At 61.9% G+C, this 15,556-nt stretch carries 10 protein-coding genes; 2 read left to right on the forward strand and 8 right to left on the reverse strand.

Features of this window, described 5'->3' with window-relative positions; genetic code table 11:
- Window positions 1-103: 103 nt before the first annotated feature.
- Window positions 104-1,153 (reverse strand): NAD(P)-dependent glycerol-1-phosphate dehydrogenase, encoded by a 1,050-nt coding sequence (locus NKF26_RS08960; protein ID WP_253226589.1) that lies wholly within the window; start codon window positions 1,151-1,153, stop codon window positions 104-106.
- A gap of 137 nt (window positions 1,154-1,290) precedes the next feature.
- Here NKF26_RS08960 and NKF26_RS08965 point away from each other — a divergent pair, with 137 nt between their 5' ends.
- On the forward strand, window positions 1,291-2,253 hold the full coding sequence (locus NKF26_RS08965) for a formate/nitrite transporter family protein (protein WP_253226588.1): 963 nt from the start codon (window positions 1,291-1,293) through the stop codon (window positions 2,251-2,253).
- Window positions 2,254-2,381: 128 nt separating this feature from the next.
- Here the strand turns inward: NKF26_RS08965 and NKF26_RS08970 are convergent, their stop codons facing one another.
- Window positions 2,382-3,092 (reverse strand): DUF4336 domain-containing protein, encoded by a 711-nt coding sequence (locus NKF26_RS08970; RefSeq protein ID WP_253226587.1) that lies wholly within the window; start codon window positions 3,090-3,092, stop codon window positions 2,382-2,384.
- A 143-nt stretch (window positions 3,093-3,235) separates the two neighbouring features.
- The gene (locus NKF26_RS08975) at window positions 3,236-4,225 is read right to left on the reverse strand and encodes an NAD-dependent epimerase/dehydratase family protein (protein ID WP_253226586.1); all 990 of its coding nucleotides are present in this window, start codon (window positions 4,223-4,225) and stop codon (window positions 3,236-3,238) included.
- A 265-nt stretch (window positions 4,226-4,490) separates the two neighbouring features.
- On the opposite strand from NKF26_RS08975, the gene NKF26_RS08980 reads away from it, so the two are divergent.
- Window positions 4,491-5,225, forward strand: coding sequence for a GNAT family N-acetyltransferase (locus tag NKF26_RS08980; protein WP_253226585.1), 735 nt, complete (start codon window positions 4,491-4,493; stop codon window positions 5,223-5,225).
- A gap of 24 nt (window positions 5,226-5,249) precedes the next feature.
- On the opposite strand, the gene gltB is transcribed toward NKF26_RS08980, so the two are convergent.
- The 5 genes from gltB to NKF26_RS09005 form a co-directional block, all read right to left on the reverse strand.
- Complete coding sequence (gene gltB, locus NKF26_RS08985; protein ID WP_253234192.1) at window positions 5,250-9,755, reverse strand: glutamate synthase large subunit; 4,506 nt, start codon at window positions 9,753-9,755, stop codon at window positions 5,250-5,252.
- Window positions 9,756-9,970: 215 nt separating this feature from the next.
- Window positions 9,971-10,471 (reverse strand): Lrp/AsnC family transcriptional regulator, encoded by a 501-nt coding sequence (locus tag NKF26_RS08990; protein ID WP_253226583.1) that lies wholly within the window; start codon window positions 10,469-10,471, stop codon window positions 9,971-9,973.
- A 243-nt stretch (window positions 10,472-10,714) separates the two neighbouring features.
- On the reverse strand, window positions 10,715-12,841 hold the full coding sequence (gene ppk1, locus NKF26_RS08995; protein WP_253234193.1) for a polyphosphate kinase 1: 2,127 nt from the start codon (window positions 12,839-12,841) through the stop codon (window positions 10,715-10,717).
- Window positions 12,842-12,866: 25 nt separating this feature from the next.
- Complete coding sequence (locus NKF26_RS09000) at window positions 12,867-13,556, reverse strand: metallophosphoesterase family protein (RefSeq protein ID WP_253226581.1); 690 nt, start codon at window positions 13,554-13,556, stop codon at window positions 12,867-12,869.
- A 142-nt stretch (window positions 13,557-13,698) separates the two neighbouring features.
- Complete coding sequence (locus NKF26_RS09005) at window positions 13,699-15,342, reverse strand: AMP-binding protein (protein WP_253226580.1); 1,644 nt, start codon at window positions 15,340-15,342, stop codon at window positions 13,699-13,701.
- Between the last annotated feature and the right edge of the window lie 214 nt (window positions 15,343-15,556).

A 15,556-nucleotide genomic window follows, 5' to 3' on the forward strand; every position in this document is an offset into this window, starting at 1 on the left:
TCGACGGCCAATTACGTCTCTATCCCCTCCGAATCAGTTCTGTGAGCGTTCCGGATTCGATCGGTATCGACTCCGTCGCTGTTTCGTACGCTCCCTAAATTATTCAGATAACTTTCGTTGTCTCCGCCGCTTCGAACGCCGCCGCTCTGTTCATCCCGTTGCCGAGGATGGTGTACCGATCGCGGATCTCGTGGGCCGTCGTGAGCGCCTCGACCACCGTGTCGGCATCGATACCCAATTCGTCGGCCGTCGTCGGCGCACCGATGGTCGAGAGCGCGTTGCGGATTCCTCGCCAGTCGCCGCCGTGGAGATACTCCGTGATGATGGAGCCGACGCCGACCTGATGGCCGTGCAGCGCCGCGCCCGGCGCGATCCGGTCGAGTTGGTGCGAGAACAGGTGTTCCGCCCCACTCGCCGGACGTGAGGAGTCGGCGATGCTCATGGCGACTCCCGAGGAGACGAGCGCCTTGACGACGACCCATGCCGACTCCTCCAGTCCGGGTTTGATGCTGCCCGCGTTGTCCACCAGCATCTCCGCCGTCATCTCCGCGAGCGTCGCCGAGTACTCGTGGAACTCCACGTTCTGGAGTCGCTGTGCGAGCCGCCAGTCCTCGACGGCCGTGTAGTTGCTGATGATGTCGGCACACCCCGCCGTCGTCAGCTTCCACGGCGCGTCGGCGATGATTTCGGTGTCCGCGACGACCGCCAGCGGTGGCTCCGCCGCGACGCTGTGGCGCGTGTCCTTCTCCGGCACCGAACCGCGACCGCTCACGATGCCGTCGTGGCTCGCCGCCGTCGGAATCGAGACGAACCCGCGTCCGACCTCGTCGCTCGCCATTTTGGCGATGTCGATGGCCTTCCCGCCGCCCACGCCGACGAGATAGCCCGGCTTTACCTCGTTCGCGATGTCGATGACGCGCTGTATCGCGGCGAAACTGGCTTCCTCGATGACGACCGTTTCGACGTCCAAGCCCGCTTCCTCGAACTGCGTCACGACGCGTTTTCCCGCCACCTCGTTCGGCGTCGGACTCGTCACCAACAGCGGCGTCCCCTGCAGATGTAACTCGTCAATCGCGGCGACCGTCTCCGAGAGCACGCCATGACCTACCAGGACGTTCCTCGGTAGCCGAATCCACGACGATTTTTCGAACATATCAGTGGGTCTTTTCTGCGCAGTCAAACACTTTCCCCTCCGGAGACGCGCACGGTCGTGATTGGACCACGACCCCTCCGACTCGCGCCATCCGGATGACAACATCCTTACCGTGATTCGTCGATAGGGATGACAGGATGGATTCGGAGCAGTCGGACGACTTACCGGACGAGTTGGACGTGGACGAACGAGAGATGGAACGACGGAAACAGATTCGGGAGTTCCTCGACCGCTCACGGAGCGGCGCGCCCGCGGCGGGCGAAGCGATCCGTGACCGGTTCTCCGGCGACGAGGTGTTCGAACGCATCGTCGCGACGGCATCGTACGAGTTCAGCTGTTCCGACCGACAGTTGTTCCTCAGCGGTCTCGCCGCCGGGCTCTCGATAATGCTGTCGTTTCTCACCCGCGCGACGGTCGAAGCGACGGTTCCCGGAACCGCCGGTGAAATCCTCGGCTACCTCCTCTACCCAATCGGGTTCGTCTTCATCGTCATCGGCGGCTACCAGTTGTACACCGAGAACACGCTCACGCCGGTCACGCTCGTCCTGACCCGCATCGCGAGCGTTCCCCTCCTGCTTCGCGTCTGGGGCATCGTCTTCGTCGCAAACATCCTCGGCGCGATACTCGGTGCCGTGTTGCTCGCCGAAACGGGCATCTTTAGCCCGGACGTCGCGCGCGTCGCGACCGAGATGGGAACGCACGCATTGCACACGCCGTGGTTGGACCTGTTCTTCAAGGGCATCGTCGCCGGATGGCTCGTTGCGGGGATGGTGTGGATGACCCACGCGGTCCGGGAATCGACCGCCCGCGTCCTGCTCGTGATCTTCATCATGGCGCTCATCCCGGCGAACGGGTTGTTCCACTGCGTCATCGCCACCTGCGAGGTGTTCTACCTGGTCTTCAGCGGGAGCGCCGGTGTCGTCGCCGCCCTGTCCGGCGTGACGCTGCCGATAACGCTCGGCAACACCGTCGGCGGCGTGTTGCTCGTCGCGATATTGAACTACAGCCACACGCAGGAGAGTTCGCTGGACGAGAGCGAACAGCGGGACTTCAAACTCCAGTGGTTCGAGTGGCTGTTCGAACAATCGCCGCGAGAATAGTTCGTTGGCGGATGCGGGCGTGAAGTCGGGTTTCGTGTGAGATACAGGGCACATATCGATAACGGAACTCAGTCGGTCTGCAAGGCGAGTTCGGTTGATGAGGGCGGAGAGAAAAACGATAGGCGGCTTCATTTCAGCAGCCACTTAAAACCATTCTGAACGGCTTCCGTACCGCCGGATTCGACGATATCGCCGTGGCCGGGAATCAGGCGGTCGAAGTCCCACGCAAGGATGTTCCGCACCGACTGGGTGAGTGTTTCCTTGTTTCTAATGGGAAGTTTGAATTCCGGAAGCTGTCCAACTCGATTGTAGATGCCGCTTAGCCGGCCAAAAAGTCGCATCTCTAAAGAGCTGTTCTCGGTGATGTGAACACCCATGTCGCCTAGAATGACGGTTTTACTTGGCCGATGAAAGAACGCGAGTTCGGTGATCCACCAATTGCCCATAAGCGCGGTCTGGTCGATGTCGGTACTCCAGCGAGGGTCCGGCGTGCTCCCGAGGAGGCCGTCGAATCGGAGGTCAGGTCGTCGAGCGGGTAATCCCGGCGCAGCGAACAGTTTGACGTCAGGATAGGCCGCCCGATACTGTTCCATATACAAGTGACCGTGGAGTTTACTCGTCGGTACGACGAACCGAACGTCACCGAGTGCATCGAGCGCGGCTTTCACCTCGTATGTCAATTCCGCCGGTGACTGAACGAAGAGACTCCCGTCCGAGAGACGGATGACGGCCATGATGCGATTGGTCCGGATTCCATGAAATCGGAGGGAATCCTCGTACACCCACAGGTTCGTCGAGAGTTTCGTGAGAACGCTATCGTGTGACTGTTGAAAAGGCATACGAATGCCGGAGATAGGGTGACGAGTAATCTAAAGTTTTCCCGAGGATCTCGCGTCTAAGCGGGGTAGGATGGCGTATCGTGGGTGAGTTCGACAGAACCAGAGAAACCAAGACCAAACTCAACGCAGTCCGCTCGTCGCCTTCAGATCGTATCCAGCACGCCCAGAATCCGCTCCTCGTTCTCGCGGCCGGGGTCGTACTCTTCTCCATCACGCTCGCTTTCCAAGTGCTCCTCGACGGTGCGCTCCATGGCCACGTCGAGCGGCGTGGATTCCCACCCGAGCGCTTCCAGTTTGTTCGTGTCGAGGACGTGCGGGTAGTCGCGGTAGAGGATGTAGTCGTCGGTGGAGAGGTCCGCCGTCGAGAGTTCGCGGTCGCTGGCGTGGACGAGTTCCACCTCGGTATCGAGCGCGTCGGCGATGAGCGAGAGCATCTCGTCCATGGTAACCAGTCGGTGGTCGCCGACGTTGTAGGCCTCGCCGGGTTCGCCCTCTTCGGCGACGATGCGGAGCGCGCTGGCCACGTCCTCCGCGTAGGCGCGGTGCCAGAGATTCCCGCCGTCGCCGGGGACGACGAGGCGGTCGTGCTCGTTCACGCGGTCGATCCAGAAATCCAGGCGCTCGGTGTAGTCGTAGGGTCCGTAGACGATGCACGGTCGGACGCTCATCGCGTTGACGCCGCGCTCTGCGGCCTCGAAGATGGCTCGGTCGCCCTCGGCCTTCCGCGGCCCGTAGGTCTCCCCGGAGTCGTCGGTGGCCTGTTCGGCCGTGCAGTCACACAGTTCGGTGTCGTTCTCGCGCTTCGGAATCACTTCTCTGCCGTAGGCGCTCCCGCTGGAGATGTAGACGTATCCCTCGACGTCCGCGAAGATTTCCGTCGCCGAACGCACCTCGCGGGGTTTGTACGCCACGCAGTCGATGACGATGTCGGGATCCACTTCGTCGCGCGCCGCTTCGAGCGCGCTGTCGTTCGTCCGGTCGCCCTCGAAGTGGCTCACACCTTCCGTCTCCGAAAACGGGTTGTCGTGGTTGCCGCGATTGAAAATCGTCACGGCATATTCGTTGTCGAGCAGGTCGGTGACGAGGTGACGACCGATGAATCGCGTCCCCCCGATGACGAGTGCTGTGTCCATGCCGGTCCGATTGCGTGGCGGGCGGAAAACGATACCGAAGGCGGAGAAGTGGGGGTGGGCGGACCGAACGGACCGCCGTCGGTGGCGACACCGCAAAACTGGACGGTTGGCCGGGAAGAAAGCGATATGCTGGAGGAGAATTTTCACATCGAGTAACTATCGCCGTTGAGACGGGCCATCGAAAGATAATCTCGCTCCAGAACGATGCATGTGCAACAGATGCGGCCGGTAGAATGTTTATTGTTCATCCCGGAGTAGGCCAAGTATGCAAGTGCGCGAAGCGCGAACCGAGGACATCGCTGGAATCCAAGACGTCGCAGAGAAGTCGTTGACTGCCTCGTACTCGCACTTTTTGGACGACGAGGTGATCGAACACGCCATCGAGGAGTGGTACGACGACGAGAATCTGGAAGGCGAGTTCCAGAGCAGGGGCACGCTGTACCTCGTCGCGCTCGACGGCGGCGACGTGGTCGGGTTCACCCAGAGCGAAGTACTGCCCGACAGTCCGGAAGGGAACATCCTCTGGCTCCACGTCGACCCCGATCGACGCGGTGAGGGGGTCGGGACCAAGCTTCTCGGCCAGACGAAGGAGAAACTCGAAGACAAGGGCGTCGAGAACCTCTCGGGGCTCGTTCTCGAAGACAACGAGGACGGCAACGAGTTCTACCGCGAACACGACTTCACCAAGGTCGGCGAGCGCACGGCCGAAATCGGCGAGGCGACCTACACCGAGAACGTCTACGCGGAGAGCGACGAACCGATACTCGAAGCCCGCGAGTTCGACGGCGAAACCCGATACATCAACCACTCCGAGAGCAGTCGCGGCTCGAAAGCGCCGTTCTTCGCCGTGTTCAACGACGAGGACTGCGAGGAGCGCTACGGCTACTACTGCTCGAACTGCGAGACGCTCGACAACGCGATGGACAGCATGGAACGCATCGAGTGTAACGAATGTGGCAACAAGCGAAAGGCGGCGCGGTGGGACGCGGCCTACCTCTAACTCTAAAAAGTCGAACTCCCTTTTTCAGTCGTCAGACGGGACGCGAAACCCCGAGGATCGACGGACCGCGGGCACCGGACGGGGTGGCGACGTGCGAACGTCTTCCTTCCCTTCCTCGATGGCCTGCCGGTACGCGTCGGGCATGATTTTCACGAACGAGACGGAGTCCCACTCGTCCAACAGCGACAGCGCCGTTTCGCTCCCGGTCGCGGCGGCGTGGTTCTCGACCAGCCGCCGAACGACCTGCTCGTCGCGCTCGTCCATGTCCGACGAGAGCGTCACGGTCTCGTCGTTGACGCGCTCCCGGAACGCATCGTTTTCGCCGTCGTCCAGCACGTAGGCCACGCCACCGGTCATCCCGGCGGCGAAGTTCTCGCCCGTCTCGCCGAGGACGACCGCGACGCCGCCGGTCATGTACTCACAACCGTGGTCGCCGACGCCCTCGACGACAGCTTTCGCGCCACTGTTCCGAACGGCGAAGCGCTCGCCTGCGACGCCGTTGACGTACAGTTCGCCCTTGGTCGCGCCGTACAGCGCGACGTTGCCGATCACGATGTCGCTCGCATCGTACGCGGCTTCGTCCGGCGTATCGACCACGAGTCGCCCGCCGGAGAGACCTTTCCCGACGTAGTCGTTGGCCGCGCCCGTCAGGAACAGGTCGAGACCGGACTGGGCGAACGCGCCGAAGCTCTGGCCCGCGTAGCCGTCGAAGTGGCAGGTGACGGACCCGTCCGGCAGGCCCGCTTCGCCGTGGACCGCCGAGATTCGACCCGAGAGCATCGCGCCGATGGACCGGTCCTGATTCGAAATCGTGCGTTCGAGTTCGACCGATTCGCCGTCCTCGATGGCCGGTCGCGCCGCATCGAGCAGGTCGTGGTCGATGTGGTCGTCCAACTCGTGATCCTGTTCCTGCGTTTTGGTACGACCGTCGCCCGTCGGTTCGGCGAGAACGCGCGAGAGGTCGAGACTGCGCGCCTTCGGGTGGTCGGTCTCGCGCTGGCGGAGCAGTTCGACGCGTCCGACCATCTCCTCGATGGTCTCGAAGCCGAGTTCGGCCATGATCTCCCGGAGTTCCTCGGCGATGAAGACCATGTAGTTGATGACGTGGTCGGGTTCGCCGGGGAACCGCGCCCGGAGGTCCTCGTCCTGCGTGGCGATACCGACCGGACAGGTGTTCTCGTGGCAGTTACGCGCCATCACACAGCCGCTGGTGACCAGGCTCGCCGTCCCGAACGCGTACTCCTCCGCGCCGAGGAGGGCCGCGACGGCCACGTCGCGGCCCGTCTTCAGGCCGCCGTCGACGCTGACGCGGATGCGCGAGCGAAGGCCGGTCTGTCGAAGCATCTGGTTCGCCTCGGCGAGGCCGAGTTCCCACGGCAGGCCCGCGTTCTTGATGGACGTGCGCGGACTCGCACCGGTGCCGCCGGAGTGCCCCGAGATGTGGACTACGTCGGCCTTGGCCTTCGCGACACCGGCCGCGACGGTGCCGACGCCCGCCTCCGAGACGAGCTTCACGTTGACCTCCGACCCGTCGCTTCCCGCCTTCAGGTCGTAGATGAGCTGTTTCAGGTCCTCGATGCTGTAGATGTCGTGTTGTGGCGGCGGCGAGATGAGGCCAACGCCCGGCGTCGCGTGGCGGACGTGAGCGATCATCTCGTTCACCTTCTTTCCGGGGAGGTGACCGCCTTCGCCGGGCTTCGACCCTTGAGCCATCTTGATCTGCACTTCGTCGGCCGATTGCAGGTACCGACTCGTGACGCCGAACCGCGCGCTCGCGACCTGTTTTACCGAGCACTCGCGCTCGGTGTCGAACCGCTCGGGCGGTTCGCCGCCCTCGCCGGTGTTGGACTTGCCGCCGATTCGGTCCATTGCGATGGCGTTGTTCTCGTGCATCTCGGGCGAGAGCGACCCGAGGCTCATCGCCGCCGTCGAGAAGCGGGTGACGACGTCCTCGACGGGTTCGACCTCCTCGACCGGAATCGACTCGCGCGCTTCGGTATCGAATTCGAGCAACCCGCGGAGCGTCTGGAGCGTTCCCTGTTGATCGTTTATGCCCTCGGCGAACGTCTCGTACTCCTCGACGTCGTTCTTCCGAACGGCACGCTGGAGCGCACCGACGGATTTCGGGTTCCACTGGTGGTGGATTCCGTTCGAGCGGTGTTCGTACTCGCCCTTCCGTGCAACCTCGGGGTCATCGAACGCCGCCTCGTGGCGTTCGCGCACGTCTTCCTCTATCTCCTCTACGCCGATGCCTTCGGTGCGGTTCTCCGTCCCGGCGAAGTACTCCTCGACGAACTCGCCGTTCAGGCCGACCGCCTCGAAGATTTGGGCACCGCGGTAGCTCTCGACCGTCGAGATTCCCATCTTCGCCATCGTCTTCAGCAGGCCCTTCTCCAGCGCCGTGACGTATTTGTCGATGGCTTCGCCCTCGTCAGCGCCGTCCGGCCCGGCCACCAGATCAGTGATGGTCCGGTAGGCGAGGTAGGGGTTCACCGCACCCGCGCCGTAGCCGACGAGCGTGGAGAGGTGGTGAACCGTTCTCGGGTCGCCCGACTCCACGACGAGGCCGGTCCTGGTTCGCAGTCCCTCGCGCACGAGGTGATGGTGGACCGCGCTCGTGGCGAGCAGGGAGGGAATCGGAACCCTGTCGGCCGTCGTCGCCTTGTCCGAGAGCACGACGATTTCGGCACCCGATTCGACCGCGTCCTTCGCCTCCTCGCGCACCCGTGCGACCGCCGTTTCGAGGTCGCCATCGGCGTCGAAGGTGATGTCCACGACTTCGGTCGGGAAGTCCGTCCCCTTCACGTTCGCCAGTTCCTCGTCGGTCAACACGGGCGAATCGAGGACGAGTTGTCGGGCGTGGGCGGGCGACTCGTCGAGGAGGTTCCGCTGGCGACCGAGACGGGTTTCGAGGCTCGTCACCAGTTCCTCGCGGATGTAGTCGATGGGCGGGTTCGTCACCTGTGCGAACAACTGTTTGAAGTACGAGAACAGCGGCCGGTCGAAGTCCGACAGGACGGACAGCGGCGTGTCGTCACCCATCGACCCCACCGGGTCCTTGCCCCCTCGGGCCATCGGTTCGAGGAGTTCGCTCAGTTCGTCGTGGGTGTACCCCCAGACGGCTTGCCGGGCGCGGAGCGGGGAGGAGTCACCCGAACCGATATCGTCCTCGTCGAGGAAGTCCTCCAGATCCCCGGAACCATCCCAGTCCGAATCCGTTTCCTCGTCCAGTCGAACTTGCTCCTCGGCGACCCACTCGGCGTACTTCTCGTCGGTCAGGTCGTCGAACACGTCCTCGTCCGAGACGAGACCGCCCTGCTCGGGGTCCGCGAGGAATAGCTGTCCAGGCTTGAGGCGACCCCGCTCGACGACTTCGTCCGGTTCGAGGTCGAGCGCTCCGGCCTCGCTGGCCATCACGAGTCGGTTGTCGGTCGTCACGTCGTAGCGGCACGGACGCAGGCCGTTCCGGTCGAGCACGGCACCGACGCGGTCGCCGTCCGTCGCGGCGACGAGCGCCGGGCCGTCCCACGGTTCGATGAGGGAGGCGTGAAAGTCGTACCACGCGTTCCGGTCGCCGTCGGTTCTGTCGCGCCACGCTTCGGGCACCAACATTCGGAGGGCGTGGGGGAGTTCCCGTCCGTCCTGCATGAGGAGTTCGAGGACGTTGTCCACGACCGCCGTGTCGCTCTGATCGAGCGTCGTCACCGGCGTGACTCGGTCGATGTCGTCGCCGAGCACGTCGCTTTCGAGGTCCGTCTCGCGCGCCGCCATCCAGTTGCCGTTCCCCTGAATCGTGTTGATTTCGCCGTTGTGGATGACGCGGCGGTAGGGGTGAGCGAGTCGCCACGCGCCGAGCGTGTTCGTGGAAAACCGTGCATGAACCAGGGCGAGGGACGATTCGAACAGTTCGTTACGGAGGTCGGGGAAGTAACCGCCCAGTTGGTCACCCTTGAGCAGTCCCTTGTACACGAGCGTCTTCCGGTCGAGCGAGCAAACATAGAACTCCTCCGCGTCCTCGCGCGCCGCGACGGTGTTCTCCAGTGCGCGCCGGGCGACGTACAGCGTCCGGTCGAACTCCTCGACGTCCATCTCCTCACCCGGTGCGACGAAACACTGTTCGATGACGGGTTCCGAGTCGAGCGCCGTCTTTCCCAAATCCCCGTTCTCCGTCGGCACCGTTCGCCAGTCGAAGACGGTCACGCCCTCCGACTGGAGCACGTCCTCGACGGTTTCTTTCAGTTCGGCGCGGAGTTCGTCGTCCTGCGGAAGGAACAGTTGGCCGGCGGCGTACGTCTCCGGCAGGTCGGTGCCGAGTTCGACCGCGAAGAAGGCGTCCGGTCGTTGAACGAGGATTCCGGCACCGTCCCCGGTGTTCGATTCTGCGCCCGTCGTGCCGCGATGTTCGAGGTTGGCGAGTAGCGACAGGCCGTCGGTTACGATTTCGTGGCTGGTGTGGGCGTCGAGGTCCATTACGACACCGACACCGCAGTTCGACCGCTGGTCGGTCGGATCGGCGAGGAAGTCAGTCATATGCGAGCGCATGACAAACACACATAAGAGGTTTCTCCTGAAGGGGAAAGGGTGTGCTATTGTCAATATGTGTTCCTTATATATTGGACGGACGTGTGATAGAAAGGCAAGGAAATGAAAATAATAGGGATATTATGGCGAAAGGGAGGAGAAATATCTCCATATGCGTGCTGTCTCTACAAATAGTCAATGCTGTTCTTTTCGCTCTTTTCGTTCTATTCGCTCTCGATGAGTGCCATCAAATCCTCATCGTCGTAGTTGACCAGGAGTCTCGATTCGTCCTTGAAGGTTCGAAGCGCGATCTGTGTCGAGGAATGTTCGACCCCATCGGTGTGGATGATGTCGTCGATGTACTCCTGCAGGTGGTCGTGGTCACGCAGGTGAGCGATGACGGTGAACGACTTCTCCCCGAGCATGAAATATACCGTTTGGACGCCGGAGATGTTCGTGAGGCACTCGCCAATCTCGTCGTATCCGGGGCCGTAGTCGCTCTTGATTTCGCTGATGACGGTGAGCTCCAGACCGAGCTCCCGCGCGTCGAGTTTCGAGACGGTTCCCGCGAGGATTCCCTGTTTTCGATACTTGTCTAGCCGATAGTACACGGTAGAGGTACTGATATCGAGTTCATCGCTCACTTCGTCGACGTCGATATCCCCCTCTCTGTCGAGCCATTGAAGGATTTTAAAGTCTTTTTCGTCTAGATTGACTTCGGCCATATCTAACTGATTGTAGCCGGGTTTCTAAAACTTTGCTAACGATTCCTGCGTTGGTTGAATGGTGATCCTATGGATTTCAACATATGATATTTGATATTATTATCACAAAATACGCAACTTTTCGTATATTACCCGCTTCCCCACCATCATCTACCTCTCTTTTATATCATATTGTATAAATAACTTTGTGAATATTTGCAGTGAAGGGAAACGTGTTCGACAACCGATGGACGTTCGGGGAGGCTACGAATCGTTCGTCCTATTCGTCCGTCGCATCAGAATCTCGTGTGTGTCTACCGTCGGTTCGTCGTCACACGGTCGCCGTTGGTGATAGCCCCCATCGGACTCCATCTCCCAACAGCGTCGATTGTCGGCGAGCATGGATTCCAGGATGGTCGAGAGTTCCTCCCGAAGCGTCGAATCCCGCACCGGCGCGATGGTTTCGACTCGATTGTCGAGGTTTCTGGTCATCCAGTCGGCCGAACCGATGTAGTAGTCCGGGTCGCCGTCGTTACCGAAATAGAAGATCCGGGAGTGTTCCAGAAACCGACCGACGACGCTGTAGACGTCGACCGTCTCACTCAGTCCGTCCACGCCGGGTCGAAGCCGACAGATGTCCCGGACGATGAGATCGATATCGACGCCGTCCATCGCCGCACGGTACAACTCTTCGACGATTTTCGGATCTTCGAGCGAATTCATCTTGGCGACGATTCGACCGTCCTCGCCCTCGCGGGCCAGTGCCGCCTCGTTTCGAATCGCCTCCGTAAACCGCTCGCGCATGTTCCCCGGCGCGATGAGCAGTTTTCGGTACTCCTCGTGGTGAGTATGGCCGGTGAAGAAGTTGAACAGGGCGCTCAGGTCCTGCCCGATCTTTCGGTCGGCGGTCAACAATCCGAGGTCGGTGTACGTCTTCGCCGTCTCCGAGTGGTAGTTCCCGGTTGCGATGTGCGAGTACAACCGGACGCCGTCTTCCTCCTCGCGGACGACGAGCGCGGTCTTGCTGTGTGTCTTGTAGCCGATGGTCCCGTAGGCGACGTGAATCCCCTCCTCCTCCAGTTTCTTCCCCCACTCGATGTTGTTCTCCTCGTCGAATCGGGCCTTGAGTTCGACCATCACCGCCACCTGCTTGCCGTTTCTCGCCGCCTCGATGAGGCTCTGGACCACCTTCGAATCGCTCGCGGTTCGGTAGATGGAGAGTTTGATGGCGAGCACGTCGGGGTCAGTCGCGGCCTGACTCAGGAACTTCTGGACGGTGTCCTCGAAGGAGTGGTACGGATGGTGCACGAGCACGTCGTTTCGCCGAATCTCCTCGAAGACGTCCACTCGTTCGTCGGGCACGCCGCTGGTGAGTCGCGGATGTGGTTGTGGCGTCCACGGTGCGGACTTCAACTCGGGCCTGTCGAGGTCGGTCAGATCCATGAAATCGCGGAAATCCAGCGGTCCCGGTAGTTCGAAGACCTCGCGCTCGCCCACGTCCAACTGTTCCATCAGGAGGTCCCGAACCGCGTCGGGCATCCCCTCCTCGATTTCGAGACGGACGACGGTGGCGAACCGTCGTTCCCGCAGTACCGTCTCTATCATGTCGATGAGGTCCTCGGCGACCTCCTCGTCCTTCCCGACCTCCGCGTTTCGGGTGACGCGGAACGTCGAATGGTCGATGATTTCGGTGCTCGGAAACAGCAGGTCGAGGTTCGACCTGATGACGTCTTCCAGGGGGACGAACCGCGTTTCGTCCCCGATTCGCACGAGACGCGGCCGGTTTCGCGGAATCTTCACGCGCGAAAACGTCGGCTCCGAGTCCCCGTCCCGGCGGGTCAACACCGCGAGCGAGAGGCTCAAGTTGGAGATGAACGGAAACGGGTGGACCGGGTCGAACGTCAGCGGCGTGAGCGTCGGGAGCACCGACTGCTCGAAGTACTCCCGAAGGTCGTCGCGTTCCGCCGACGAAAGCGAATCGTACGACACGATGTCGATTCCCGCCGCCGCGAGTTCGTCGTGAATCACGTCCCGGTAACAGGCCGACTGGCGACGAAACATGTCGTGTGTCACGTCGAGGATTTCGTCTATCTGCTCCTCCGGCGTCCGGCCGTCGGGCGAGAGTTCGGTGACGTCCGCCGCCATCTGCTGTTTCAGACCGCCGACCCGCTTGCGGAAGAACTCGTCCATGTTCGTCGTGAAGATGGCGAGAAACTTCACGCGCTCCAGCAGCGGGTTGCGCTCGTCTATCGCTTCGTGGAGCACTCGCTTCTGGAATTCGAGTTGACTCAACTCTCGGTTGAGGTAGTATTGCGGGTCACTGAGATCGATATCCGCGTTTTCAGCTCCCGATTCGTCGTCGCCGTCATCCGGTAACTCGTGTTGTGACATGACTACTCGCGGAGGACGGGTCGATTTATTGGGACCGAGGAGTGACGATGGAGTCGTCGCTTCTGTCCGCGTCCGTTCGCAACGACTCCTGTGTGACGAACTCGTCGCGGCGATAATCGTACGCGGTGAGTTCGCCGCCGTAGACACACCCCGTATCGAGACCGACGGCCCATTCGCGTTCGACCGGCCGTTCGAGCACGGTATGACCGAAGAACACCCGTCGCGGGCCGTCGTACCGCTCGAACCAGAACGGCCGGTCGTAGCTCCCGTCAGGGTCCATCGAACGCGTCGTTTCGAGGTCGTCCACGGAGTGCTCCGAAAGCGGTTTTCGCGGGTCAACCCCGCCGTGAACGACGAGCGCGTCTTCCCACGATATCGCCGCCGGGAACTCCCGGACGGACTCGATTTCGTTCTCGCCGAACTCGTCCAGTTCGACGTCCCCGTCGAGGAGTTTCTGCTCGTTGTTACCCCGAATCGACCGGAGGTTGTCGTTCTCCCGTACCAACTCGACGACGCCGAGGCTGTCCGGTCCTTTTCGAATCAGGTCGCCGACGAACACCACGAGGTCGTCGTCGCTCGGCGACAGTTCGTCGAGAAGCGATTCGAGTTCCGGCAGACAGCCGTGAACGTCGCCGACAACGTAGATATCCTCCCACTCGTCGGCGTCGATTCGCTCGTGTGGCACCCCATCGTCGAACGTTGGACTCGAAACCATTGTTGTAGTCGTGGCCGCTCACCGCAACGATAAACGGCCGCTTGGCGGGGAAAATCCGGTCTGCGGTATAAACGGTTTATAATTCCCGACCGTAGCGGTCTGATCGATACGTATGTGAATGAATATCAATAGCGGTGGGGATCTACTCCTCGGTCGCTCGACCCCGTAAATCCGTGCGCTGGATCTTGCCGGTCGTCGTCTGTGGGAGTTCGGCGACGAACTCGATTCGGCGGGGATACTCGTACGCCGCGAGGTCGTTTCGGACGAGGGTGCGTATCTCCTCCCGGAGTGACTCGTCCCCATCGACGCCGGAGGTGGGTTGGACGAACGCCGCGATTATCTCGCCGCGCGTTTCGTCCGGGATGCCGACGACGCCCACCTGTTCGACGGACGGGTGTTCGAGAATCGCCTTCTCGATTTCGCCGGGGCCGACCCGATAGCCGCTGGTGATGATGAGGTCGTCGTCGCGCGATTTGAACCAGATGTAATCGTCCTCGTCCTGCACCGCGAGGTCTCCCGTGAGGTGCCAGTCTCCGACGCGAACCGACTCGGTTTTCTCGGGAGCGTTCCAGTACTCCTCGAATATCGCCGGTTCGGTGGGGTTTCGGACCGCTATCTGGCCGACCTCGCCGCGGGGTAGTTCCGTCCCAATCTCGGGGTCCACGATGGCGACGTCGTGGCCCGGAACGGGTTTTCCCATGCTCCCCGGTTTCGCCTCGAACCAGTCGTGACAGTTGGCGACCAGCAGGTTCGCCTCCGTCTGGCCGTACAGTTCGTTCACCGTGACGCCCGCCAGTTCCTCCTCGGCCCACGCGAGGATTTCCGGGGTCAGCGGTTCGCCGCCGGTACTGATGGAATCGAGGTCGAGGTCGTAGGCGTCGGTCGGGTCGGACACCTCCATCATCATGCGGATGGCCGTCGGCGGGATGAACGCGTCCGTGACGCCGAACTCCTCCGCGATTTCGAACGCTTCTTCGGCGTCGAACTTCCCCATCGGATAGCCGACGACGGGGCGGCCGTAGTGCCACGACGGATACAGCAGGTCGCCGAGCGCGCCGATCCACGCCCAATCGGCGGGCGTCCACGCCACCGTCTTTCCGACCACATCCCGTTCGAAAACCATCGAGTACGTCGGGCAATGGCCGATCCAGACGTGGTGTCCGTGGAGCGCACCTTTCGGCGGTCCGGTGCTCCCGCTCGTGTACATGACGATGGCGGGCGTCTCCGGCGTCGTCTCGGCGAGTTCGAACGAGCGTGCTCCATCTCGGAGGAGGTCCTCGAAGTCGATTGCATCACCCTCGGCGTCGCCGTCCACCTCGACGACGTGGTCGAGGTTCGGACAGTCGTCCCGGACGTCCGCGAGCGTCGGTCGGACCGATGCGTCCACGACGGCGACCATCGCGCCGCTGTCGTCGAGTCGGTAGCCGAGCGATTCGGACCCGAACAGCACCGACAGCGGTATCGATATCGCGCCGAGTTTCCAGCACGCCAGATGGGTAATGGGGTTGGCCGGTTTCTGCGGAACGGCGACCGCTACCCGGTCGCCGAACCCGACGCCGAGGTTCGACAGGGCGTTCGCAACACGGTTGGACAGCACGTCGATGTCGTGGAACGTGTACGTCTCCCGTCGCCCGTCGGGGTACGCTTGGAACAGCGCCACCGACCCCTTCGGGTCGTCGTGCTTCCGGAGCAGGTCGTCCGCGATGTTGAACGACTCGGGCAGGTCCCACGAGAAGTTCTCGCGGGTCGTTTCGTACGTGTCGTCGAGCGTGACGTACTTCGGCATGGTAACTGCTTACACGCGCGCGACTATCTAATCCAAGGTTCACATGTCACGGTCGGTGGCTGGCTACCCGATTCCGGTCGGTCCGTTTCGACTCATCCCGTCGAGGATGTATCTCTCCAGACGAAATTCTCGTCAAACTATAAATGGGGCTGAGAGAAAGTGCTCGTCATGAACGTACCGAACTCGACGGCCGCTATCGATCACAGTGGGGTGG

The sequence above is a fragment of the Haladaptatus sp. AB618 genome, assembly GCF_024136965.1.
Classification (GTDB): domain Archaea; phylum Halobacteriota; class Halobacteria; order Halobacteriales; family Haladaptataceae; genus Haladaptatus.